General features: G+C 64.9%; 24 protein-coding genes, 3 tRNA genes and 2 riboswitches. Of the genes, 17 read left to right on the top strand and 10 right to left on the bottom strand.

Going from position 1 to position 22,774, the window contains the following annotated elements; genetic code table 11:
* Window positions 1-28 precede the first annotated feature (28 nt).
* The 3 genes from QM797_RS08690 to QM797_RS08680 all read left to right on the top strand — a co-directional run bounded on the left by QM797_RS08690 (window position 29) and on the right by QM797_RS08680 (window position 1,717).
* Complete coding sequence (locus tag QM797_RS08690; RefSeq protein WP_283274914.1) at window positions 29-247, top strand: hypothetical protein; 219 nt, start codon at window positions 29-31, stop codon at window positions 245-247.
* A 3-nt stretch (window positions 248-250) separates the two neighbouring features.
* Window positions 251-625 (top strand): YccF domain-containing protein, encoded by a 375-nt coding sequence (locus QM797_RS08685; protein ID WP_283274913.1) that lies wholly within the window; start codon window positions 251-253, stop codon window positions 623-625.
* A 276-nt stretch (window positions 626-901) separates the two neighbouring features.
* Window positions 902-1,103: riboswitch (cyclic di-AMP (ydaO/yuaA leader) on the top strand.
* 8 nt (window positions 1,104-1,111) lie between these two features.
* Window positions 1,112-1,717 (top strand): transglycosylase family protein, encoded by a 606-nt coding sequence (locus QM797_RS08680; protein ID WP_283274912.1) that lies wholly within the window; start codon window positions 1,112-1,114, stop codon window positions 1,715-1,717.
* Between the two features lie 78 nt (window positions 1,718-1,795).
* Here the strand turns inward: QM797_RS08680 and QM797_RS08675 are convergent, their stop codons facing one another.
* On the bottom strand, window positions 1,796-1,984 hold the full coding sequence (locus QM797_RS08675) for a hypothetical protein (protein ID WP_032395857.1): 189 nt from the start codon (window positions 1,982-1,984) through the stop codon (window positions 1,796-1,798).
* A 61-nt stretch (window positions 1,985-2,045) separates the two neighbouring features.
* Here QM797_RS08675 and QM797_RS08670 point away from each other — a divergent pair, with 61 nt between their 5' ends.
* The 3 genes from QM797_RS08670 (at window position 2,046) to QM797_RS08660 (ending at window position 6,811) form a co-directional block, all read left to right on the top strand.
* A complete protein-coding gene (locus QM797_RS08670; protein ID WP_283274889.1) occupies window positions 2,046-4,337 on the top strand; it encodes a helicase-associated domain-containing protein in 2,292 nt (763 codons plus the stop codon).
* 89 nt (window positions 4,338-4,426) lie between these two features.
* A complete protein-coding gene (locus QM797_RS08665) occupies window positions 4,427-6,082 on the top strand; it encodes a DNA repair helicase XPB (RefSeq protein WP_283274887.1) in 1,656 nt (551 codons plus the stop codon).
* 39 nt (window positions 6,083-6,121) lie between these two features.
* Window positions 6,122-6,811, top strand: coding sequence for a DUF3239 domain-containing protein (locus QM797_RS08660; protein WP_283274886.1), 690 nt, complete (start codon window positions 6,122-6,124; stop codon window positions 6,809-6,811).
* Here the strand turns inward: QM797_RS08660 and QM797_RS08655 are convergent.
* On the bottom strand, window positions 6,792-7,778 hold the full coding sequence (locus tag QM797_RS08655; protein ID WP_283274884.1) for an LLM class F420-dependent oxidoreductase: 987 nt from the start codon (window positions 7,776-7,778) through the stop codon (window positions 6,792-6,794). The genes QM797_RS08660 and QM797_RS08655 overlap by 20 nt on opposite strands.
* Before the next feature lie 62 nt (window positions 7,779-7,840).
* On the opposite strand from QM797_RS08655, the gene QM797_RS08650 reads away from it, so the two are divergent.
* Both QM797_RS08650 and QM797_RS08645 read left to right on the top strand, forming a co-directional pair.
* A complete protein-coding gene (locus tag QM797_RS08650; protein WP_283274883.1) occupies window positions 7,841-9,013 on the top strand; it encodes a pyridoxal phosphate-dependent aminotransferase in 1,173 nt (390 codons plus the stop codon).
* Window positions 9,010-10,035, top strand: a complete 1,026-nt coding sequence (locus tag QM797_RS08645) for an AraC family transcriptional regulator (protein WP_283274882.1) — start codon at window positions 9,010-9,012, stop codon at window positions 10,033-10,035. Before QM797_RS08650 ends, QM797_RS08645 begins: the two co-directional genes overlap by 4 nt.
* On the opposite strand, the gene QM797_RS08640 is transcribed toward QM797_RS08645, so the two are convergent.
* Window positions 10,028-10,453: a VOC family protein gene (locus QM797_RS08640; protein WP_283274880.1), complete on the bottom strand. Its 426-nt coding sequence runs from the start codon at window positions 10,451-10,453 to the stop codon at window positions 10,028-10,030. The two genes, QM797_RS08645 and QM797_RS08640, sit on opposite strands and share 8 nt — an antisense overlap.
* A 58-nt stretch (window positions 10,454-10,511) precedes the next feature.
* Between QM797_RS08640 and QM797_RS08635 the strand changes: the two genes are divergently transcribed.
* Window positions 10,512-11,132: an alpha-ketoglutarate-dependent dioxygenase AlkB gene (locus QM797_RS08635; RefSeq protein ID WP_283274878.1), complete on the top strand. Its 621-nt coding sequence runs from the start codon at window positions 10,512-10,514 to the stop codon at window positions 11,130-11,132.
* Here the strand turns inward: QM797_RS08635 and QM797_RS08630 are convergent.
* On the bottom strand, window positions 11,129-12,220 hold the full coding sequence (locus QM797_RS08630; RefSeq protein ID WP_283274876.1) for a 3-deoxy-7-phosphoheptulonate synthase: 1,092 nt from the start codon (window positions 12,218-12,220) through the stop codon (window positions 11,129-11,131). The two genes, QM797_RS08635 and QM797_RS08630, sit on opposite strands and share 4 nt — an antisense overlap.
* A gap of 239 nt (window positions 12,221-12,459) precedes the next feature.
* Window positions 12,460-12,666: riboswitch (cobalamin riboswitch) on the top strand.
* Between the two features lie 128 nt (window positions 12,667-12,794).
* On the opposite strand from QM797_RS08630, the gene metE reads away from it, so the two are divergent.
* The 8 genes from metE (at window position 12,795) to QM797_RS08590 (ending at window position 20,261) form a co-directional block, all read left to right on the top strand.
* Window positions 12,795-15,050 carry a 5-methyltetrahydropteroyltriglutamate--homocysteine S-methyltransferase gene (gene metE, locus QM797_RS08625; protein ID WP_283274875.1) on the top strand — a complete coding sequence of 752 codons (2,256 nt, stop codon included), beginning with the start codon at window positions 12,795-12,797 and terminating at the stop codon, window positions 15,048-15,050.
* A 107-nt stretch (window positions 15,051-15,157) separates the two neighbouring features.
* Window positions 15,158-16,204 (top strand): ABC transporter substrate-binding protein, encoded by a 1,047-nt coding sequence (locus tag QM797_RS08620; protein WP_283274874.1) that lies wholly within the window; start codon window positions 15,158-15,160, stop codon window positions 16,202-16,204.
* A 98-nt stretch (window positions 16,205-16,302) separates the two neighbouring features.
* Complete coding sequence (locus QM797_RS08615; RefSeq protein WP_283274872.1) at window positions 16,303-16,761, top strand: MarR family winged helix-turn-helix transcriptional regulator; 459 nt, start codon at window positions 16,303-16,305, stop codon at window positions 16,759-16,761.
* Entirely contained in the window at window positions 16,758-17,183 is a 426-nt protein-coding gene (locus QM797_RS08610; protein WP_032377436.1) for an organic hydroperoxide resistance protein, read from the top strand. Before QM797_RS08615 ends, QM797_RS08610 begins: the two co-directional genes overlap by 4 nt.
* 12 nt (window positions 17,184-17,195) lie before the next feature.
* Window positions 17,196-18,191, top strand: coding sequence for an NADP-dependent oxidoreductase (locus QM797_RS08605; protein ID WP_283274870.1), 996 nt, complete (start codon window positions 17,196-17,198; stop codon window positions 18,189-18,191).
* 89 nt (window positions 18,192-18,280) lie between these two features.
* A complete protein-coding gene (locus tag QM797_RS08600; protein ID WP_283274869.1) occupies window positions 18,281-19,213 on the top strand; it encodes a pseudouridine synthase in 933 nt (310 codons plus the stop codon).
* Window positions 19,214-19,286: 73 nt separating this feature from the next.
* A complete protein-coding gene (locus QM797_RS08595) occupies window positions 19,287-19,871 on the top strand; it encodes a helix-turn-helix domain-containing protein (protein ID WP_283274868.1) in 585 nt (194 codons plus the stop codon).
* A gap of 90 nt (window positions 19,872-19,961) precedes the next feature.
* On the top strand, window positions 19,962-20,261 hold the full coding sequence (locus QM797_RS08590) for an ANTAR domain-containing protein (protein ID WP_283274867.1): 300 nt from the start codon (window positions 19,962-19,964) through the stop codon (window positions 20,259-20,261).
* Window positions 20,262-20,273: 12 nt separating this feature from the next.
* Here QM797_RS08590 and QM797_RS08585 read toward each other — a convergent pair whose 3' ends face one another.
* From QM797_RS08585 to QM797_RS08560, 6 genes are all read right to left on the bottom strand, one after another.
* A complete protein-coding gene (locus tag QM797_RS08585) occupies window positions 20,274-20,573 on the bottom strand; it encodes a hypothetical protein (protein WP_283274866.1) in 300 nt (99 codons plus the stop codon).
* A gap of 85 nt (window positions 20,574-20,658) precedes the next feature.
* Window positions 20,659-21,231 carry a DUF6584 family protein gene (locus QM797_RS08580; protein ID WP_283274865.1) on the bottom strand — a complete coding sequence of 191 codons (573 nt, stop codon included), beginning with the start codon at window positions 21,229-21,231 and terminating at the stop codon, window positions 20,659-20,661.
* A 117-nt stretch (window positions 21,232-21,348) separates the two neighbouring features.
* Window positions 21,349-21,425 (bottom strand) — tRNA-Phe (locus tag QM797_RS08575).
* Between the two features lie 56 nt (window positions 21,426-21,481).
* Window positions 21,482-21,555 (bottom strand) — tRNA-Asp (locus QM797_RS08570).
* Window positions 21,556-21,679: 124 nt separating this feature from the next.
* Window positions 21,680-21,752, bottom strand: a tRNA-Glu gene (locus QM797_RS08565).
* A 79-nt stretch (window positions 21,753-21,831) separates the two neighbouring features.
* Window positions 21,832-22,500: a TetR family transcriptional regulator gene (locus QM797_RS08560; protein WP_283274864.1), complete on the bottom strand. Its 669-nt coding sequence runs from the start codon at window positions 22,498-22,500 to the stop codon at window positions 21,832-21,834.
* Window positions 22,501-22,774: the final 274 nt, after the last annotated feature.

Raw genomic sequence — 22,774 nt, 5'->3', positions numbered from 1 at the left:
CCCCGCACTTCGCACTACCGTGGTGCACGTGGACACACCGACCCGTAAGAGCAGCACCGTTCTGCTGCGCATCGCGCTCGTACTGTTCGCGATAGGCCTCGTCGCCATCGTCGCGATCCTGCTGTTTCCGATCTTCTCCGACGCCAAGCCCCCGCTGAGCCTGTATCTGACGGCCATGTTCTCGGCACCGGCCGGGTTCGTGCTGGCTCTGGTGTACGCGCTGGCGTCCGGACGGCGGGCCCGGTAGCTCATGCGATTGCTTCTGAACATCATCTGGCTGGTCTTCGGTGGACTGTGGCTGGCCATCGGTTACTTCTTCGCCGGTCTTCTGCTGTGCATCCTGATCGTGACCATCCCGTTCGGCATCGCGTCGTTCCGTATCGGTGTGTACGCACTGTGGCCGTTCGGGTCGACGATCGTCGACAAGCCAGGGTCCGGGTCCGGCGCGCTCATCGGGAACGTGCTCTGGTTGATCCTCGCCGGATGGTGGTTGGCACTGACTCACGTGGTCACCGCGATCGCAATGGCGATCACCATCATCGGCATTCCACTCGCGATCGCGAACCTGAAGTTGATCCCCGTATCACTGATGCCCCTCGGCAAGGACATCGTTGCCGTTCGGTGATCTTCCGGATGGCTCTCGGCCGCTGTGACTTCCATCACATAACGGTGGGGTAACGGGTCGGCAACGGACCGGGGTTCACTGCCCGCCACGTCCACTAGCTGGGCAGACGCGAGAGGCCTGAAAGGGCTGAGAAATGTGCTCGCGACGATGCCGCGAAATCGACAGTTACCAAATAGTGACGTAAGCCGGGAATTTCAGTACGGTCAGCAGCGGCCGGAAAGTTCGGCCGAACTCCGGTCCGCAGCGCCAAACCTCGTCCCGCGGATACCGGAACACCCTCGACGATCACCCAGGGGACGAGGACGGGGGACCCACGTCCTCCACGGACAACCGGGAAGTTGTCGCAACTCACGAAGTTGCACCGACTTCCCTTGGGGTGAAGCCCAATTGCCCATTCGAGAAGAATGAGCGAAAAGGCCGGGCTACCTCTCAGCCCGAACCCGACAGCTGACCTCGCAGGCGCGTGTGGAGAGGATTTCAACTCGTATGAGCGGACGTCATCGCAAGCCGAGCACCACTGGCAAGACCGTCGCCAAGGTTGCTGTCACCGGAGCCATCATGGGCACCGCGGGCATCGCCTTCACCGGCACCGCGAACGCGGCACCGGATTCCGACTGGGATCGCCTTGCACAGTGTGAAGCCGGCGGCAACTGGGGCATCAACACCGGAAACGGCTTCCAGGGCGGGTTGCAGTTCTCCCCCAGCACCTGGAACTCGCACGGCGGCCAGCAGTACGCAGCCACGGCCAACCAGGCCAGCCGCGAAGAGCAGATCGCAGTCGCAGAGAAGGTCCTCGACTCGCAGGGCTGGGGCGCATGGCCGTCCTGCTCCTCGAGCCTCGGCCTGAGCAGCGCGCCGTCCGAGCGCAGCGTTCCGGTCACCCCCAAGGCACCCACAGTTCCCGCGGTCCCCGAACTGTCGGCAGCAGTCGACAGCTCCACGGAGGTCGTCAACGGCATCGTCACCGCCGTCCAGAACCTCACCAACGATCCGGCGATCGCCTCGTTCGTCCAGAACGCAGCGCAGGGCATCCAGCTCGATCCGCAGGTCGTGAACTTCTACCAGGCCAACAAGGCATTCCTGCCTCAGTAAGCGCCCGCGACGGTTCGCATCTCGTACGAAAAAGCCCCCGACATCGTCGGGGGCTTTTTCGGTACTGCGTGGCCTTTGCTAGCGGTTGACCACGGTCACCGGATGCGCATAGGGCAGGTCTTCGACGGGCAGCGGGAACTCCGTGTCCTCGCCGAAGGGCGACAAGCCACCCGATCGAGCGGACGAGAGTTCGGTCACCGCATGGTCACCGCGAGCGGTGTCCGGCCAGCCTGGATCGACATAGGGCTTCTTCGACTTGTTCACCATGCGCCTATTTTGACACCTGCACTGCGGCGAGCACCAGCCCAGGTCTCTAATCTGATAGGCGATGACCGACACGACTGTGCCTCGACACACCGACACGCCCCCCGATCTACCCCAGTGGATCGCAGCTCGCTCCGACGCCGAGCTGATCAAGGCCATGTCTCTGCGTCCGGATCTGACCGCGCCGCCGCCCGCCTCCCTGGCCGTACTCGCCGGACGGGCCGAGCAGCGACGGTCGATTCTGCACACCGCGGACACCCTCGACACACTCGCCTTGACCGTCCTCGAGATCCTAGCCATCGAGGAGGCCTACGAACGGCCTGTCACTCGCACCGCACTACTGGCCGTCGTGGCCAAACGGGCACCGGCCAAGAGCGTCGACAAGGCGCTGGCCCAGCTCCGCGAGCGGTTGCTGGTGTGGGGCGACGCGTCCGGCCTCCGGATCAGCGCGGCCGCCGCGGACGCCGTGCCGTGGCGCATCGGACGCGCGCTCGATCCGGTCGACAATCTCACCGAATCACACATCACCGCAGCTCTCGCCGAACTCGGCGAGGGGGAACGCAATCTGCTCGACACCCTCGCCAGATCGTCCCCGACCGGCCGCACCAGAGACGCGGCACCGGGCACTCCGCCGGACCGGCCCGTCCAGAAGCTGCTCGCCGCCGGCCTGCTGATCTGGTTGGACGAGCAAACCGTCGAGCTGCCCGTCCAGGTGGGTCAGATTCTGCGCGGCGAGCCGATGTCCGATCCACGGTCGCTCGCCGAGCCGAAGCTCACCACCAAGACACAGTCGCTCACCGACGTCGATGCCGCTGCCGCAGGCGAGGCCCTCGAACTGGGCAGGCACTGCGTCCTGATCATCGAAGCCCTGTCCAGCTCGCCTGCCCCTGCTCTCAAGGCAGGCGGACTGGGCGTGCGCGAGCTCCGCAAGATCACCAAGGCAACCGGCCTCGACGACGACCGAGTCAGCATTCTCGTCGAACTGCTCGCGTCAGCGCATCTGATCTCCAGCGGAACACCGGACCCAGTTCCCGCGTCCGACACCGGCGACGACTACTGGGCTCCCACACCCGCGGTCGACGCCTGGCTCACCGCTGCCCCGGCGGCCCGCTGGCACACGCTCGCCTCCGCCTGGCTCGAGGTGCCGCGGGCACCGTGGGTCATCGGGATGCGCGACCCCAACGACAAGCCCATCGCCGCCCTGTCCGAGGAAGTCCGCTCTCCGGCAGCACCGCGGGATCGACGGATGATCCTGGAACTGCTCACCGAACTCGGCAGCGGACACTCGGCCCAGCCGGCGGATCTCGCCCGGATCCTGGCGTGGCGTCGTCCCCGATGGTCCGGACGATTCGGCGTCACACCGGTCGGACACGTCATCGCCGAAGCAACCGCACTGGGAATCGTCGCCCGCGGAGCGATGTCGACCCCGGGACGCTCGTTGCTGCACGACGGCAACGCCGAGGCCGACATGCGCGCGGCCCTGCCCGAACCCATCGACTACGTGCTGGTCCAAGCCGACCTCACACTGGTGGCACCCGGTCCGCTGGAGCCGGACCTGCAGGATCGGATCGCGCTGGTTGCCGATGTCGAATCGGCAGGCGCGGCGACGATGTACCGCATCAGCGACACGAGCCTGCGCCGCGCCCTCGATGTGGGATTGAGCGCGTCGGAGCTGCACGCGTTGTTCGCGACCCACTCACGCACGCCGGTGCCGCAGGCCTTGACCTACCTGATCGACGACGTGGCGCGTCGACACGGCCGCTTGCGAGCAGGCGTCGCCGCCTCGTTCGTCCGATGCGAGGATCCCGCACTGTTGGCCGAGGTGATGGCCTCGCCCGCAGCCGAGTCGCTTGCCCTTCGAGCCCTCGCCCCGACCGTCGCGATCTCGCAGGCCCCGCTCGCCGAGGTGCTCACGGTGCTGGCCGGGGCCGGGTTCGCCCCTGCGGGTGAAGACTCGTCCGGCACCATCGTCGATCTGCGCGCCCGCGGGTCGCGGGTATCGGCGAGGCGGCCACGCCAGACGTTCCGTACTCCGGCTGTCCCTACCGACGAACAGCTCGGTTCGTTGGTGCGTGGGATGCGCGCAGCCGACCGGGCCGCAGGCAACGGCGGCGCGGTGGTGCGCGCCGACGGGTCGCGCGCGAGCAGTACCGCGACGATGACGCTGCTGCAGACCGCAGCCAAGGTCAAACGCAGCGTCAGCATCGGCTACGTCGATGCACAGGGGGTCGCGACCCACCGGATCGTCGATCCGATCAGCATCGGCGGCGGTCAACTCGACGCGTTCGACCCCGCCACGGGAGGGGTGCGGCGCTTCACCCTGCATCGCATCACCTCGGTCGCTCTGGTCGAGTAGTTCGACGCTCACGTGCACGCGCGCCCGTACCTGTGGACAATGGAGAAGTTGCGCTCTTTCGGGCGCAGCGGAAGTCTCTAGGAGGAACCGTGACCGACGGCCCGCTGATCGTTCAGTCCGACAAAACGCTGTTGCTCGAGATCGATCACGAACTCGCGGGTGCTGCGCGGGCGGCCATCGCACCGTTCGCGGAACTCGAGCGTGCCCCCGAGCACGTGCACACCTATCGCATCACCCCGTTGGCCCTGTGGAACGCGCGGGCCGCGGGCCACGACGCCGAGCAGGTGGTCGACGCGCTGGTGAATTTCTCGCGTTACGCGGTACCGCAGCCGCTGCTGGTCGACATCGTCGACACCATGGCGCGTTACGGCCGACTGCAGTTGGTCAAGAGCCCTGTCCATGGGCTGGTGCTCATCAGCCTCGACCGTGCAGTGCTCACAGAGGTGATGCGGCACAAGAAGATTGCGCCCATGCTCGGCGCGATGGTCGACGAGGACACCGTCATCGTCCACCCCAGCGAGCGCGGCCACGTGAAGCAGATGTTGCTCAAGATCGGCTGGCCGGCCGAGGACCTGGCCGGCTACGTGGACGGCGAAGCGCACCCCATCGAACTCGACACCGAGGGCGGCAAGTGGACACTGCGCGACTACCAGGAGATGGCGGCGGATTCGTTCTGGGCCGGTGGCTCGGGCGTCGTGGTGCTGCCGTGTGGAGCCGGCAAGACGATGGTCGGCGCGGCCGCCATGGCCAAAGCCAAGGCGACCACGCTGATTCTGGTCACCAACACCGTCGCCGGTAGGCAGTGGAAGCGCGAGCTGATCGCGCGCACCTCGCTCACCGAGGAGGAGATCGGCGAGTATTCGGGAGAGCGCAAAGAGATTCGCCCTGTGACAATCGCCACGTACCAGGTGATCACGCGTCGTACCAAGGGTGAATACAAGCACCTGGAACTGTTCGATTCCCGCGACTGGGGTCTGGTGATCTACGACGAGGTGCATCTCCTCCCCGCGCCGGTGTTCCGCATGACGGCCGATCTGCAATCGCGTCGACGCCTTGGCCTCACCGCGACGCTCGTCCGCGAGGACGGGCGCGAGGGTGACGTCTTCTCGCTGATCGGACCCAAACGGTACGACGCGCCGTGGAAGGACATCGAGGCGCAAGGGTGGATCGCACCGGCGGAGTGCATCGAGGTTCGCGTCACTCTCACCGATGCCGAGCGCATGTCGTATGCCGTAGCCGAACCCGAAGAACGCTACAAGCTGTGCTCGACGGCTCATACCAAGGTTGCCGTCGTGAAGTCGATCCTCGCCAAACACAAGGGCGCGCCGACGCTGGTGATCGGAGCGTACCTCGACCAGCTCAACGAACTCGGTGAGGCGTTGAACGCACCGGTCATTCAGGGCTCGACCAAAAACAAGGAACGCGAGGTGCTCTTCGACGCCTTCCGCAAGGGCGAGATCGAGACGCTCGTGGTGAGCAAGGTGGCGAACTTCTCGATCGACCTCCCGGAAGCGTCTGTCGCAGTTCAGGTTTCGGGAACGTTCGGATCGAGGCAGGAAGAAGCGCAGCGCCTCGGCCGACTGCTCCGACCCAAGCACGACGGCGGTCAGGCGCACTTCTACTCGGTGGTCTCCCGCGACACCCTCGACGCCGAGTACGCCGCGCACCGTCAGCGTTTCCTCGCCGAGCAGGGGTACGCGTACCGCATCACCGACGCGGACGACTTGCTCGGTCCGGCGATCTGACGCTTCTGTCGGCATGGGCGGCGTGCTAGGAATAGTTGTGTGCGCCGATTCCAGTTCCCAGTAGACGTAGCCCACGCGAAGTCGGTGAACGAGACGTTCACCGAGCTTCGGCGGCTGCGCGCCTCTGCGGCGCTCACGGCAGCGATCCTGACTGCTCTGGGGGTGTGGTTCATCTGGATCGCAACCCCGTGGTCGTACATCCTCGGCGCGGTGTTCTGCATCGGTGCGGCCACCTCGCTGTGGGTGATGCTGTGGGCACCGCGCAAGATGGGGTCCATCGAAGCGCAATACGCTGCAGGCGATCTGGTTCCTGCGATGGTGGCCGAGAAACTACCGAGCGGAGCGCTGTTGCTGGCCCTGGTCGACATCGCGAAGCCGGGTGTCGAAGAACCGCACTACGTGTTGATCACCCGGGTCGTGCGAGCATTGCCCGGCCACGCGATGGAGCGGGGAGCGAAGGTGCCCTCGGTGTCGGTTCTCGCCGACCGCGGAACGAACACGGGCGGGCGAACCTGGCAGCTGGTTTCGGCGATGCCCATCGCCTGGGGCACCCCCGATGCAATGGTTCTCGCACGCGCAACCGACGAGATCACCGAGGGCGAGTGGGCGCTGTTGCACGCGAACATCGGCTTGTCCGAAAAGGTACGCAAGGCCAAGAACCAACAGCTACTGATCGATCCGGCGGATCTTCCCGACGACCTGAGACGAGCTACAGAAGAGCCGCAATGACCTCGCGCTCGAAGAGTTCGATTCCGGAGCGATCGTAGGCAGCTTCGGGGAAGTAGAAGATTCCGTACGTCATCCCCTGCTCCTGCAGCGCCGTCAGATTCCGGACGATCTGTTCCGGGGTTCCGACGGCCGGCATACCGCGGAACGCCGCCAGCGCTCCTTCTGCTTTGTCCGCGCCCACGTAGTCGGTGAGCCGACTCTCCAGGGCGCGGAGCTTGTCTTCCACTTCGGACTCGGTCGCCCCGATGACGACGTTGTAGTTCGCCGAGCGGACGATGGCATCGAAGTCGGTGCCCACGGCGGAGCAATGCTCACGCAGCAGAGCCGATTTGGCAGCGAATCCGGTGGGGGTTCCATCGAAGTTGGTGTAGTTGGCGTACTTCGCGGCGATCTTCAGCGTCACCTTCTCGCCTCCGCCCGCGATCCACAGCGGGATTCCGCCCTCCTGCAGCGGGAGCGGGCGAACCACGGCACCGTCGATCTGGTAGTGCTTTCCGTCGAGAAACACCTCTCCGGTCGTCCATGCCTGCTTGAAGATCTGCACGCCCTCGTCGAGTCGACCCAATCGTTCACCCGCAGAGGGAAATCCGTAACCGTAGGCGCGGAACTCGTGCTCGTGCCAGCCGCCGCCGATGCCCATCTCGACGCGTCCGCCGGAAATGATGTCCACCGTGGCAGCAACTTTGGCGAGGTAGGCCGGGTTGCGATACGACATCGCAGTGCACATCTGCCCGAGCCTGATCCGGGAGGTGCTCGCGGCCAGTGCGGACATCAGCGACCATGCCTCGTGCGTCGCCTCGTCGGTTGCGGTGGGAACGGTGTGAAAATGGTCGTACACCCACAGGGACTCCCACGGACCGGCCTCGGCGGCGAGCGCGTGGTCACGCAGCACATTCCAGTGCCGGGCGGGATCGATACCGACCAGATCCAGGCGCCAACCCTGTGGAACGAACAATCCGAATCGCATGACAGGCACAGTACAGATGCAGGGCGAAAGCCCGGTTCAGGCCGGTGAACTACGCTGGACGAATGTCCGAGATGCCGCCCTCGCGCACAGTGGCGCGCCTGCGCCCGTTCGCATCGACGATATTCGCCGAAATGACCGCTCTCGCGGTGGCGAAGAATGCCGTCAACCTGGGGCAGGGCTTTCCCGACACCGACGGGCCGCCTGCCATGCTCGAGGCCGCACGTGAGGCCATTGCGAGCGGACTCAATCAGTACTCCCCCGGCCCCGGTATGCCGGTGCTGCGGGGTGCCGTCGCAGCCGACCGGGAAAGGCGATTCGGGCTGCACTACGACCCCGACTCGCAGGTACTGGTCACCGTCGGTGCCACTGAGGCGATCTCGGCATCGCTGCTCGGCCTGATCGAGCCGGGCGACGAGGTGCTGCTGATCGAGCCGTTCTACGACTCGTACGCGGCCGCCATCGCCCTTGCCGGAGCGACCCGCACCGCCGTGCCACTGGTTTCCGACGGCAACGGGTGGACGGTCGACACCGACGCCCTCGATCGTGCCGTCGGCCCCCGAACACGCATGCTGATCGTCAACTCCCCGCACAACCCCACCGGTACCGTCTTCGACCGCGCCACCATGGTCCGTATCGCCGAGATCGCCGTCGAACACGACTTGCTCGTCTTGACCGACGAGGTCTACGAGCACCTGACCTTCGACGACAAGGTGCACACGCCGATCGCGACCCTGCCGGGGATGTTCGAGCGCACCGTCACCGTCTCCAGTGCGGCGAAAACCTTCAACGCAACGGGGTGGAAGACGGGGTGGGCGCTGGGCCCGGCCGAATTGATCGATGCCGTGCGCGCCGCCAAACAATTCATGAGCTTCGTCGGTGGCACCCCTTTCCAACCTGCCGTCGCCTACGCCCTCGAGCACGAGCAGGCGTGGATCACCTCGATGCGCGACGGTCTGCAACGCAAGCGGGACACGCTCTCGGCCGCACTTGCCGCCGCCGGCGCGGACGTGAAGTACAGCGCGGGAACATATTTCGTGTGCGCCGACATCGCGCCGATCGGGCGTGGGGACGCGTACGAATTCTGCCGCTCCCTGCCGGATCTGGTGGGCGTCGCTGCGGTCCCGGTCACCGCCTTCGTCGACGAACCAGCTCCCTGGAAGTCGTTGGTACGCTTCGCTTTCTGCAAGCAAGACGAGGTACTCGCCGACGCAGCCGAGAGGTTACGGAGATTGTGACTCCGCAACCGACGATCCCGGCGTACTTCGTGAGGCAGGCCGTCGACCTCGCGACGAGCGGCGGGATGGACTTGACCTACCCGTTGTCGATGGCCGGCATCGTGCCCACCATTCTCGGAAACCCGGCGGAACGCCTGACCACCCGCCAAGTCACTGCCTTCACTCAGGCGGTCTGGGCGATGACCGGCGACGAGCTGTTCGGCCTCGCCGCAGTACCGGTGCGCCGCGGCAGCTTTCGCGTCATTTGCCAGACGCTGATTCATTCGGAGAACCTCTGGGCGGCTCTGATCAGGATGTCCGAAACCATGCGGGTGCTGATTCCTGTTCGCCCCATGACGTTGGACCGCACCGAAGAATCCACGGTGTTGACGGTGCACGTCACGCCCACGACTCATCTGAGCGCGGAAGCCAACGAACTCGCCGAGCGATTACTCACCGATTTTCTGTTGATTCTGCTGCACCGGTTCGCGGCGTGGCTCATCGGCAATCGGGTGAAGCTGCTGTCGGTGCAACTGCCGTACTCGCTACCCGGACCCGAAGCAGGCAAGATGTACGACACCATCTTCGGAACCCATGTCGAGTTCGGAACCGACCGCGCGACATTGGAATTCGACAGTGGTGTGATGCGAGCACCGATAGTGCAGACCGAGGAGACCCTCGCCGAGTATCTGGCCGAGTCACCCAATCTGCTGTTCTCGTCCCGAGACTACGACAGCACTGCGTCGAGCCAGGTTCGCCGGGCGCTCGAAACCGGCTTCAAAGGCGGCGCACCGGGCACCGAGGACATCGCGGCGATGCTCAACATCAGCCCGCCGCACCTTCGCCGCGTCCTTCGCCAGGAGGGCACCTCGATCAACCAACTGCGCGAAGAAGTGCTGCGCGATGCAGCGATTTCCGGTTTGAGCCGCGGAGACAGTGTCGACGACATCTCCGCTCGTCTGGGCTTCTCCGAGCCAAGCGCGTTCCGCCGTGCCTTCAAGCGCTGGACCGGTCAGACCCCCGGCTCGTACCGTCTCAGCTGACGCAGAATTCGTTGCCCTCGGGGTCGGTCATGGTGATCCAGATGCTGGGACCCTGATTTCCCCGATGAAGTACCGACGCACCCCGCGCTTCGAGTTCCGTCACCACCGACTCACGCTCGTCACCGACGCGGATGTCGAGGTGCAAGCGATTCTTCACCGATTTCGGCTCGACTACCGACTGGAACAGCACCCGCGGGGAGCCGGGCGAGTCGGGATCGACGATTCCCGCGCCCGCCTGCCACACGAGAACGCCTTCGAAGGTGGTCGTATCCTCCTCGCGAGCATGCCCCGCGGAGACCATCTCGCGAATGAAGTCCTCGTTGCTGGGTTCGGACTGCCAACCCAGCGTCTGTGCCCACCATTTCGCCAGCGCATGGGGGTTGGCGCTGTCCACGACGACCTGAAATCGATAGCCCATGGGAAGAAGATACCGCCGTGTAGTGGAAATGGGAACACCTGTTCGATACAGTCGCTTCATGTCGCTCGCGATGCAAGGTTCGTTGTTCGGTGACGACGACGGTGGCGTCGGGTCGCTGCAGTCCGTCACCCGACGGGAGCTGACGCTCGGTGCCTGGATCGACGTGCGCCCGGGCTGGTTGTCCGATACCCATCTCTTCGACTCGCTGGTGACCGACGTCGACTGGCGCGCCGAACGCAGACAGATGTACGACCGCGTGGTCGATGTGCCACGCCTGGTCCGGTTCTACGCCGAGCGCGAGCACTGGCCGCACACGGCACTGTACGAGGCGCGGGACGCGCTCGACGATCACTACCGCGCCGAACTCGGCGAGTCCTTCGCCACCGCCGGTCTGTGCCACTACCGCAACGGCTCCGACAGCGTCGCCTGGCACGGCGACAACATCGGCCGCAGCGCCACTGAGGACACCATGGTGGCGATCGTCTCGCTCGGTGCGACAAGACAACTCATGCTTCGACCTCGCGGCGGCGGTACGTCGCTGAAGTTCACGCTCGGGCACGGCGATCTGGTGGTGATGGGAGGCTCGTGTCAACGCACGTGGGAACACGCGATTCCCAAGTCCACCCGCGCGACCGGCCCACGCATCAGCGCGCAGTTCCGACCGCGCGGGGTTCGTTAGCGCGAGGTTCTCGTGTTCCGGCGCTCCTCGACCGCTGCAGCCAACACGTTCAATTGTGTTGCCGTCGTATCCCAGTCGAGGCAGGCATCGGTGATCGACTGCCCGTACACCAGGTCGTCGCGGTGTCCGAGTTCGAGATCCTGACGCCCCGCCACCAGGAAGCTTTCGAGCATGAGCCCGACGATGCCGTGTTCGCCTGCTGCGACTCGGCCGGCCACATCGGTGACCACGTCGACCTGCTTGTTGTGGTCCTTGCGGCTGTTGCCGTGACTTGCGTCGATGACGACGCGCTCCGGCAGACCCGACTTACGCAGCCGCGCAACGGTATCGGCGACCGACTCGACGTCGTAGTTCGGTCCGTCGACGCCCCCGCGGAGAATGACGTGGCAGTCCGGGTTTCCGACGGTACGGATGAGCGCTGCCTGGCCGTCCAGATCGGTGCCGGGGAAGACATGGCTCGCGGCGGCGGCCCGGGTGCCGTCGACCGCTACCTGGATGTCGCCCTCGGTGGAGTTCTTGATCCCCACCGGCATCGACAGCGCACTGCACAGCTGGCGGTGCACCTGGCTCGCAGCGGTCCGGGCACCGATCGCGCCGTAGCTCACCAGATCTGCGATGTACTGCGGAGTGATCGGGTCGAGGAATTCGCATCCGACAGGCAGGCCGAGCGCCGAGATATCGAGCAGCAGTTGACGTCCCACCCGTAGTCCGGCGTTGATGTCGAAGCTGCCGTCGAGGTGCGGGTCGTTGATCAGTCCCTTCCACCCCAGCGTCGTCCGGGGCTTCTCGAAGTAGACCCGCATGACGATGTGCAGTCGATCGCCCAGTTCGGCTGCCGTCGCGGCGAGGCGCCGGGCGTAATCGAGGGCAGCATCGGTGTCGTGCACCGAACACGGGCCGACGACGACGATCAGTCGATCGTCCCGGCCGTCGAGAATGTCGACGACACCGGAGCGTCCGGTACGGACACTCGCCGCGATCGCGTCGTCGACCGCATGTTCGCGGCGCACGACCGAGGGGGCAACCAGCGGACTGATGCTGATCGTCCGTTGATCATCGAGTGACGGGGTGTCGAGGGAGAGCGTCATGAGAGGGTTTCCTGTTCCCAGGCCGGCTCAGCATGCTCCACGCGCACTTCGAGCCGGTCTGTATCCGGCTCGTGGGGTGGAGGTCAGCGCACGGCGTCGCTGGCTGACCCACCCGGGGCCGGCCTGCTAAACCAGAAATACGCGCGCTGCATGGAGAGCACCGTAACAGATGCGTCGTCGATGGATCTATGCTCGTCCCTGCAGTCGGTTCGCCAGGTGGTCATGAGGAGCCCCGAAGTTCACCACGGCGTCGAAGCGATGCGTGCAGTTCGGCGCGTCGCGAGAGGGAACCCGGTGAGAATCCGGGACTGTCCCGCAGCGGTATGCAGGAACGACCGCCGTCAACAGCACTGAAGAGGCCTCTTCGGGAAGCGACGGCCAGTAGGAGTGGGCTCTTCGTCCACGTGCCCGCGAGTCCGAATACCTGCCGTCTGTGCTGTGCACGCCGTGCGCAGCGGTTCACCGCCTCGTGGAATGGGCGCGTAACCCTGGTACGGCTGCTCGTGGGGCTCTCCGGGATGCGCGCCCGAGAAGGCGGTGCACCGTCGATGCAGCAGTCACCTGGAGAACTACCGTGAGTATCGAATTCACCGCCACCGTGCTCGGCTCGGCCCGTATCGGACCGAACCGCGAACTGAAGAAAGCCGTCGAATCCTACTGGGCCGGAACGCTCGACGCAGCCGCACTCGAATCCGTTGCGCGAACATTGCGCGAGAACACCTGGCGAGAACTCGTCGCCGCTGGACTCGATTCCGTTCCGGTGAACACCTTTTCGTACTACGACCACGTGCTCGACACCGCAGTCATGCTCGGCGCACTACCGGAGCGGGTTCGAGGCATCGGCAGCGAACTGGACCGCTATTTCGCCGCTGCCCGCGGCAACGAGACCGTCGCACCACTCGAGATGACCAAGTGGTTCGACACCAACTACCACTACCTCGTGCCCGAAATCTCCCCCGCGACAACCTTTTCCCTGCACCCGGAGAAAGTGCTGGCCGAGCTCGAAGAGGCTCGCGCGCTCGATGTCCCGGCTCGACCGGTCGTCGTAGGACCGGTGACGTTCCTGTTGCTGTCGAAGGCAGTCGGCGGCAGCGCCCCGCTACTGGACCGCCTCGACGAGATTCTGCCGCTGTATGCGGAGCTGCTGACGACCCTCGCCGATGCCGGGGCGGAGTGGGTCCAGATCGACGAACCGGCGCTCGTAGCCGATCGCACCCAGAGCGAGATCGACTGTGCAAAAAGGGCTTACGACTTTCTGAGCGCTGTGTCGACGAGGCCCGCCATATTGCTGGCGTCGTACTTCGGTGACCTCGGTGCTGCGCTGCCCGTGCTCGCATCGACCGGCATCGAGGGATTGTCGATCGATCTGACGGTGCCGGGCACCGTCGAGCACGTTGCTGTGGTGCCTGCGCTCGCGAGCAAACACATAGTCGCGGGCGTCGTGGACGGGCGCAACATCTGGCGGACGGATCTCGACCGGGCGCTGGCAACGTTGGCGAGCCTGATGGGCAGCGCCGGAACGCTTGCGGTGTCGAGTTCGTGCTCGCTGCTGCATGTTCCGTACACCCTCGACGGGGAGACCGACATCGTCGATCCGCTCCGATCCTGGCTGGCGTTCGGTGCCGAGAAGGTTGCCGAGGTGACAGTCCTCGCGAGGGCGCTTCGAGACGGGACCGAATCGGTGTCGTCCGAGCTCGATCAGGCCCGAGCCGCGCTCGAGAGTCGTCGCACCGACCCCCGCTTGCACGACGCGACCATCCGGGCACGTCTCGAGGCGGGGGTCTCCGTCGACCGCACCCCGGCCGAGGAACGTCGTCGGGCTCAGGCTGTGCGACTGGACTTGCCTTCGCTGCCGACGACCACCATCGGCTCGTATCCGCAGACCACGCAGATTCGACTCGCTCGGGCAGCCCTGCGCACAGGCCAGATCGACGAAACCGAATACGTATCCCGGATGCAGTCCGAGATCGCCGATGTCGTGGCACTGCAAGAGAAGATCGGCCTCGACGTGCTGGTACACGGCGAGCCCGAGCGAAACGACATGGTGCAGTACTTCGCCGAGCAGCTCAGCGGCTTCGCGGCCACGTCGAACGGCTGGGTCCAGTCGTACGGATCTCGATGCGTTCGGCCGCCGATCCTGTACGGCGACGTTTCGCGTCCGAAACCGATGACCGTGCACTGGTCCGAGTATGCGCAGTCGCTCACCGGCAAGCCGGTCAAAGGCATGCTGACCGGCCCGGTGACGATTCTCGCGTGGTCGTTCGTCCGAGACGACCGACCGTTGGACGAATCCGCAGCTCAGATCGCCCTGGCGATTCGCGACGAGACGATCGATCTGGAGGAAGCGGGTATTCGCATAGTCCAGGTGGACGAACCTGCCCTTCGCGAGCTCCTCCCGCTGCGCTCGAAAGATACAGCGGCATACCTGGAGTGGGCCGTGAGATCGTTCAAGATCTCGACATCCGGCGTGTCCGACGACACGCAGATTCACACGCATCTCTGCTACTCGGAGTTCGGTGAGATCATCGACGCGATCGTCGACCTGGACGCAGACGTGACGTCCATCGAGGCGGCCCGCTCGCACATGGAAGTACTCGACGACCTGAACTCGGTAGGATTCGACCTCGGTGTCGGCCCCGGCGTGTACGACATCCATTCACCGCGGGTGCCGAGTGTCGACGAGATCACCGAATCGCTGCGTGCGGCATTGAAAGCCGTTCCTGCCGAACGACTCTGGGTCAATCCAGACTGCGGACTCAAGACCCGCGGGGCGGCCGAGGTGGAGCGGTCGCTGAGAAACATGGTGCAGGCGGCGGCCGCGCTGCGCTGACCCCAGGTGAGCGGAACTTCGACCCCTGCCACGAAGTTCCGCTCACCTCGTTCGTCAGGTACAGGCTAGGCTTACCTGCCTACGCCCGCCCTGCGAAAGAGAACGAAGTGAAACGTCTACTCCTGGCCACCACGATCGCCGCAGTCACCGCGCTGACCACGGTCGCCTGCGCCGGCACCGCCGAGCAGACCACCACTCCCTCCACCAGCGCAGAGTCGGCCACCGGCGACGCCGTGACGGACGCACCGGGACCGACCGGCGTCCCCGACGGCATGGGTTCGGGAGCGGCCGACGGAGTGTTTCCACGCACCGTCGGCCACTTCGGCGGCTCCACCGAGATCCCTGCCGAACCGAAGAAGATCGTCGTGATCGCCACCGGTCAGCTCGATGCAGCCCTCACACTGGGCGTCGTACCCACCGGAGTCGCCTACGGAGACGGTGCCGCACTGGTGCCCGACTACATCAGCTTCTCGTTCCCCCAATACACGGACCAGCTGAGCCAAGTGGTGGACGTGGGCAACCGCCAGAGCGTCGACATCGAGGCCATCGCCGCCATCGAACCCGACCTCATCCTGGCGAACAAGACCGGCTCCGAGGACATATACCCGACGCTCTCGACCATCGCACCGACCGTGCTCACCGAAGGCACCGGAGTGAACTGGAAGCAGGACTTCCTGCTGCTCGCCGACGCGTTGGGCCGAACCGAGCAAGCGCAGACCTTCAATGACACCTTCGTCTCCGACGCGGCGGCACTCGGTAACTCGGTTGCCGGCAGCAGCGGCACTCCGACGGTCTCCTTCGTCCGCTTCACCGCGGATCGCGCGCGAGTGTTCGGCGTTCCCTCCTTCGCCGGCTACATCGCCTGGGACGCCGGTCTGGCTCGGCCGGAAAGTCAACAGTTCGACAAGACCTCGCAGGACTTCAGCGAGGAGGAGATACAGCTCGCGAACGCCGACTGGGTGTTCGTATCGAGCCAGGACGCGGGGGCCGATTCGAGCGCCGCGTCGTACACCACCAACCCGCTCTGGACGGGTATGAGCGCAGCCACCGAGAACCACATAGTGCGCGTAGACGACGACCCGTGGTACCTCAACGCCGGCCCGACCGCGGCAACGATCGTGCTCGACGGCCTGAAGAGTGCCCTGCAGAGCTGACCGCCCATGTGCATGGAACTTCTTAGCAGGCTACGAAGTTCCATGCACATCGGAGAGATAGGTTGCGCACAACTTAACCGTGCACTACTGTACGTGAGGTGATCAACGAACTCGCACTCGACCGTCAGGTGTGCTTCGCGCTGTACTCCGCATCGCGGGCTACGACCGCGGTGTATCGCCCGATGCTCGACGAGCTCGGCGTCACGTATCCGCAGTACCTCGTGCTGCTGGTGCTGTGGGAGAAGGACGGGCGCGGCGTCAAGGAGATCTGCGCCGAACTCGAGCTGGACACCGGCACTCTCTCGCCGATGCTCAAGCGACTCGAAGGCCTCGGTTTCATCGAGCGTCGACGACTGAGCACCGACGAACGCCGCGTCGAAATCCACCTCACCGAGACCGGCAGCGCCATGCGCGCGAAGGCACTCGACCTCCCACGCAAGCTGGCCGAGAAGACCGGCATGGGAATCGACGATCTCGTCAGGCTCAAGGAAGCGCTCGACGCATTGACGAGCGCTCTGCATCACACCGATTCGCGCACGACAGAAGGAGAATCATGAAGACCATCTATACCGCCGAAGCTCTTGCGACCGGAGAGGGCCGTAACGGCCACGCCCGCACCTCCGACGGACGCCTCGATCTCGACCTCGCCATCCCGGAGGCCATGGGCGGCAGCGGCAACGGCACCAACCCCGAGCAGCTCTTCGCCGCCGGCTATGCCGCATGCTTCCACTCCGCACTGCAGATGGTGGCGCGCCAGGACAAGGCCGACGTCACCGATTCGGCCGTCGGCGCTCGCGTCGACATCGGACCCAACGACGCAGGCGGCTTCCAGCTCGCCGTCACCCTCGAGGTGACCCTGCCGAACCTGAGCCGCGACGACGCGCAGGCGCTGGCCGACAAGGCCCACCAGGTGTGCCCTTACTCCAACGCCACCCGCGGCAACATCGACGTCACCGTCACAGTCACCGAAGACGAGTAAGGACACATCACCATGAAGGCACACGAAATTCACCTCGCGTCCCGCCCAGAAGGCTGGCCGACCGAAGACAACTTTCGCGCGGAGGTCGTCGACCTCCCCGAACTCGCGGACGGGCAGATCCTCGTCCGCAACATCGTGATGTCGGTCGATCCTTACATGCGTGGTCGGATGAACGACGTGAAGTCGTACGTCCCGCCGTTCCAGATCGACGCCCCGCTCGACGGCGGTGCCGTCGGCGAGATCGTCGAGTCCAAGGCCGAGGGTTTCGCGGTCGGCGACGCGGTTCTGCACGGCAAGGGCTGGCGCGATCTCGCCATCGTCCCGGCGAAGGGCGCAAGCAAGGTCGACCTCTCGGCCGCGAAGGCGTCTGCATACCTGAGCGCACTGGGAATGACCGGAACGACGGCGTACGCCGGGCTGACCGAAGTTGCCTCGTTCAAGGAGGGTGACGTCGTCTTCGTCTCCGGCGCTGCCGGCGCAGTCGGGTCGCTGGTCGGCCAGATCGCCAAGGCGCTCGGCGCTTCTCGCGTCATCGGCAGTGCCGGATCTGCCGCTAAGGTCGCCCGCCTGCTCGAGCTCGGTTTCGACGCAGCATTCGATTACCACGACGGTTCGGTTGCCGAGCAGCTCCGGAAGGCCGCACCGGACGGCATCGACGTGTACTTCGACAACGTCGGCGGCGAGCACCTCGAAGCCGCCATCGGTTCGATGAACAAGCACGGCCGAATTGCCATGTGCGGAGCCATCGCTCAGTACAACTCCACCGAGCCGACTCCTGCCCCGCGCAACCTCGCGCTGGCGATCGGTAAGGAGCTGACACTCAAGGGCTTCATCGTCGGCTCCTACGCGCACGTCACCGAGGAATTCCGCGCCAAGATGACCGATTGGCTGGGCAGCGGCGCAATCGAATTCGACGAGACGGTCGTCGACGGTCTCGACAACGCTCCCTCGGCGTTCATCGGCCTGATGAAGGGCGAGAACACCGGCAAGATGGTCGTCACCATCTAGGTCGGACCCGAACGGTTCCACCGCAGACCACACCCCGGCCGGAATTTCCGGCCGGGGTGTTTCCATGCCGACCGATTACAGTCGTGACCATGCCCGCCGCTCCCCTGCCGTTGCGCGACGGCCTCGACCCCACTCGGGTCCGGATGCCCGATATCGCAACCGGGGCCACCGTGCTCGAGTACCTGCGTGCACGGTTTCCGCAGGACGCGGTGAGGCTGACCGAGAAGGTGTCAGGCGGTGAAATCGTCGACGCGGCAGGCATACCCATCGATTCGGCGACGCTCGCGAGACCACGCGCCGACATCTACCTCTACCGCGATCCGCCGGTGGAGCCGACGGTTCCGTTCTCCCTCGACGTACTCCATCGCGACGAGAATCTACTGGTGGTCGACAAGCCGCATTTTCTGGCCACCACTCCGCGCGGCGCATACGTCGCTCGCTCGGCCCTCGTTCTGCTCCGACGCCGATTCGACCTGCCCGAGCTGAGCCCGGCGCACCGTCTGGACAGGCTCACCGCGGGGGTTCTGGTGTTCACCGTGCGGCAACAGGCTCGCCGGCCGTACCAGGAGCTGTTCGCTCAACGCACCATCACCAAGCAATACGAGGCAATCGCCCCACTCTCGCAGGATCTCGACTTTCCGCTGACGGTGCACAGTCGAATCATCAAAGAGCGCAGCGTTCTTCAGGCCCGAGAGGTACCGGGTGAACCCAACGCCGAGACACTCGTGGATCTGGTCGACACCGTCGGATCCTACGGCCTGTATCGATTGCACCCCCGTACCGGGAAGACGCATCAACTTCGGGTTCATCTGTGCTCGTTGGGCATTCCGATCGTCGGTGACAACTTCTATCCGTCGTTCCGTGAGGTCGCCCACGACGACTACTCCGATCCGCTCCGGCTGCTGGCCCGCTCGATCGAATTCGTCGATCCACTCACTGGCCTGACCCGACGGTTCGAGAGCAATCGGAGTCTCGATCCGCCTGCGCAACTACCGACGGCAGGAGCACCTGGACGCATCTGATTCCGATGCGCAGCTTGCCACCGGTTCACCGGCGTGACTTGACAAATTCATTTGCCGAAACTGCAATGAAGGGATGAAGGAAGCAGTGGCAAGCCTCGACGAGGTCATCGCCGGCCTCGGTCCCCGTCTCAAGCGCATCAGGATGGAGAAGAACACCACCCTGGCGTCACTGTCCGAGACCACGGGAATCTCGATCAGCACGCTCTCGCGTCTCGAATCCGGCGACCGCAAGCCGAGCCTGGAACTCCTGTGGCCGATAGCCCGGGCCCATCAGATGGCGCTCGACGATCTGGTGACCGCGCCGCCCGTCGCCGACCCTCGGGTACGCACGACGGCCACTGTTCGCGAACACGTGACCATTCTTCCCCTGACCCTGCGTCCGGGCGGACTGCAGGCCTACAAGCTTCTGGTTCGACCCGAGGACTCCGAGCCTCGCCCCAGAACGCACGAAGGGTACGAGTGGCTCTACGTTCTCGACGGCACCCTGCGACTGATTCTCGGCGAGCACGATCTGACGATGAAACCCGGTGAGGCAGCAGAATTCGACACCCGGGTACCGCACTGGTTCGGTGCCGTCGGGAACCGTCCGGTGGAGCTGCTGAGCCTGTTCGGACCCCAGGGCGAGCGGATGCACGTACGGGCAAAACCGACGGTATGAAATGTCATGTCCGTGTGAGACAGTGAAGCCCGCTCGACGCCAGAATCCGCTTCGGTCATCCGCACCGACCACACCATCTCGAGGAAAAAGATGACCGACAGACTGCCCGAATCGCCTGCATCTCGCACCCACGTGGACATCGCAACCGGAGTGCTCATCGGCATCCACGGCGGATCCGTCGCCGACGCCATCGACGAGCTGTTCACGACCGCGAGAAAACACCGAGTCAGTCTGTTCGAGCTCTCCCGCACACTCATCACCGTCGCGGAGGGACGCGACATCGAGCGTTCGTCTGCCACCGATGCGGTGTTCGAGGTGTGGGGATCAGCGCTCGGCCGCCGGGGCGCAGAGGCGACCTTCGGCTCGGTCACCGATTCCGCAGCCGTCTGATAGGCCGGGGCACTAGCCGCGCACAGCCGGATCGGTGCTCAGTTCCGGAAACCGGGCCGTCATCGCATCGATGTGGCGGTACATCTCGTAGAGCTCGGCCCGGAGCGCCGACGCCTCGGACTCGAACGCTCGGGCCCGGGATTCTGCGCGGTCCGCGCGAGCCCGAAACGCCTTCGACTGCGCACTTTCTATGGACGCCGAGCACGTCTGGATGTGTTCGGCCAACCCTCGGGCGAAGACCCTTGCCTGTTCGAGGTTGACGGCATAGTTGTCGTCCCTCGGTGGTGAGGATGCGCCGTTCACTGTGCCCATGGAAAGAAGTCGCCCTCGGTCGTCGGCCAGAATTTCCTACGCGACTCTACGCTCAGCGCCGAGTCTCCCGTCCAGGAACCGTTCGTCACCCGAAGATCAGCGCCAGGACTACCGATGCCGACGTGGCCGCGATGGCGATGACGATGGCAGCCGCGATCGCACGCTGTCGCACCGAGCGGTAGCTCGACCCGGTTCGGTCGCCGTCGTATTCGGCATCAGAATCGATGGTCGAATCGTAGAAGTCGTCGGAGTTCAGCCCGTCCTCGTCGAAGTAGACGACGTCACGCGGCGGCACCCAGCGCTGACCATTGGCTTCGACGGCGGCCTGAAGTCGTTCGAGGCGCATCCGAGCCCGGGCCGGATACCAGTCCGAGGGCGCGTGGATGGGAAGGGCCTCGGCGAGGGCCAACGGTGACCGGTACCGCTTCTCCAGTGCGGCCAATGCAGCCGACGCCGTTGGATCGTCGTCGGATTTGTCGGTGAGGAACCATGCCGCGCCTGCGGCCGCGCGATCGCCGAGCACCAGATGGGTGTACGCGAGCAGTTCGAGAATGCCCGGCGAGGCCGGGTTTCGACGCAGGGCGCGAACGAGCCGATCCCGAGCACCGACGATGTCTCCACGCGCCAGATCCTCTTGCGCTCGATCGATCACGTCCACGCGTCGACCATATCGCTCGATGGGCACTGTCGTCACAGCACGGAGGCGTCGTGACCACGAAAAAGCCCCTCCCGGGTACCGGAAGGGGCTTTCGTCGTGCATGTCGATCCAAAACCGTGGTGGCCAGAGTCGGGATCGAACCGACGACCTTCCGCTTTTCAGGCGGACGCTCGTACCAACTGAGCTACCTGGCCGGGCGGCACCGGTGAAACAATGCCATCGCAATGTCGGTGATTTCGCACCGATGTTGCGACCCTGACGGGACTCGAACCCGCGACCTCCGCCGTGACAGGGCGGCGCGCTAACCAACTGCGCCACAGGGCCTTGCTGTTGTTGCCGCGCTATTTCTAGCGCAGTAACTCTCCGAACTGCAAATCCGCACCCCGTGAAGAGTGAGACGAAGACTGCTTTACTGCCGACCGGGTTGTCAAACCGATCTCTTCCTACGTACCCCCTACGGGATTCGAACCCGCGCTACCGCCTTGAAAGGGCGGCGTCCTAGGCCGCTAGACGAAGGGGGCCCGCCGAACTGCTTCGACGTTACCCTCAACGGCGTTCCGTTGGGAGCTGGGATAGCTTAGGACACTTTCCCAGCAAATCTCAAACCGGCAGGTCAGAGGTGGTTTTTGCGTAGTTCTCGCCGAACTGTTCCCACCCGTGCAGTTTGAATTCGGCAAGCCAACGTTCCGACGCCATCGCCAACAGAACGACCTCGACGGACTCCTCGAACCGCTCGCGCAGGTCGGCGTGGTCGGCGACCAGATCGGACATGTAGCGCTGACCTGCCATCGACGCGGCGAGCACGCGGACGAACTTGGCCGCTTCGAACTCCGGCTTGAGGTCCCCCATCGCCAGAGCGCGCTCGGCCTGCATGTGACCTTGCGCTCCCCAGACTCGACCGCCGCCGGAATGAACCTCGGCGTAGAACTCGGGCTCGACTATCAGCCGAAATTCTGCGCGCACGATCACGTCGTTCTGAAAGTTCTGCGCGATGTCGTCCACGATCCCCCGGATGACATAGAAGGGGTGTGCAGTGGTGTCGGCCCACTTCTCCGTTATCGCCACGTACCGATCCAACCCGGCCGCGAGCACCGCTCTGGCCAGATCCTCCTTGGATTGGAAATGGAAATACATCGCCCCCTTGGTGGCGTTCGAGCCTTCCAAGATGGTGTTGACGGATGCTGCTGCATATCCGCGCTTGGCGAACTCCGCCGCCGCCGCCTCTACGATGGCCGCCCGGGTCCGCCGTGCGCGCTCCTGTTGTGCCATTTACTTCGTGCCTCCGAGCCCAAGCGCCCTGCGTATCCACAGGTAGTACAGATAGAGAGTACTTCACCCGAACGACACACGAGTCGACTCACCAGCGGTTCGGTTCGACGGACACTGCCGACAGAATATTTGATTAGGCAACCGAAACAAGCCCGATGGTATGGTCTGCGCGGCTCGAGTGCGCTGCAGGGGGTGCGCACTCGAGCCGCTTCACTGCCGGGGCACCGCCCACCCACAACCACCTGTCCGCATCGCACCGCCGCCGCATCGCACC

The organism is Rhodococcus sp. IEGM 1381, from assembly GCF_030056795.1.
In the GTDB taxonomy this organism is placed as follows: Bacteria; Actinomycetota; Actinomycetes; order Mycobacteriales; family Mycobacteriaceae; genus Rhodococcoides.
The sequence above is the reverse complement of the archived record's forward strand: the minus strand, read 5'-3'. Positions and strand labels throughout refer to the sequence as shown.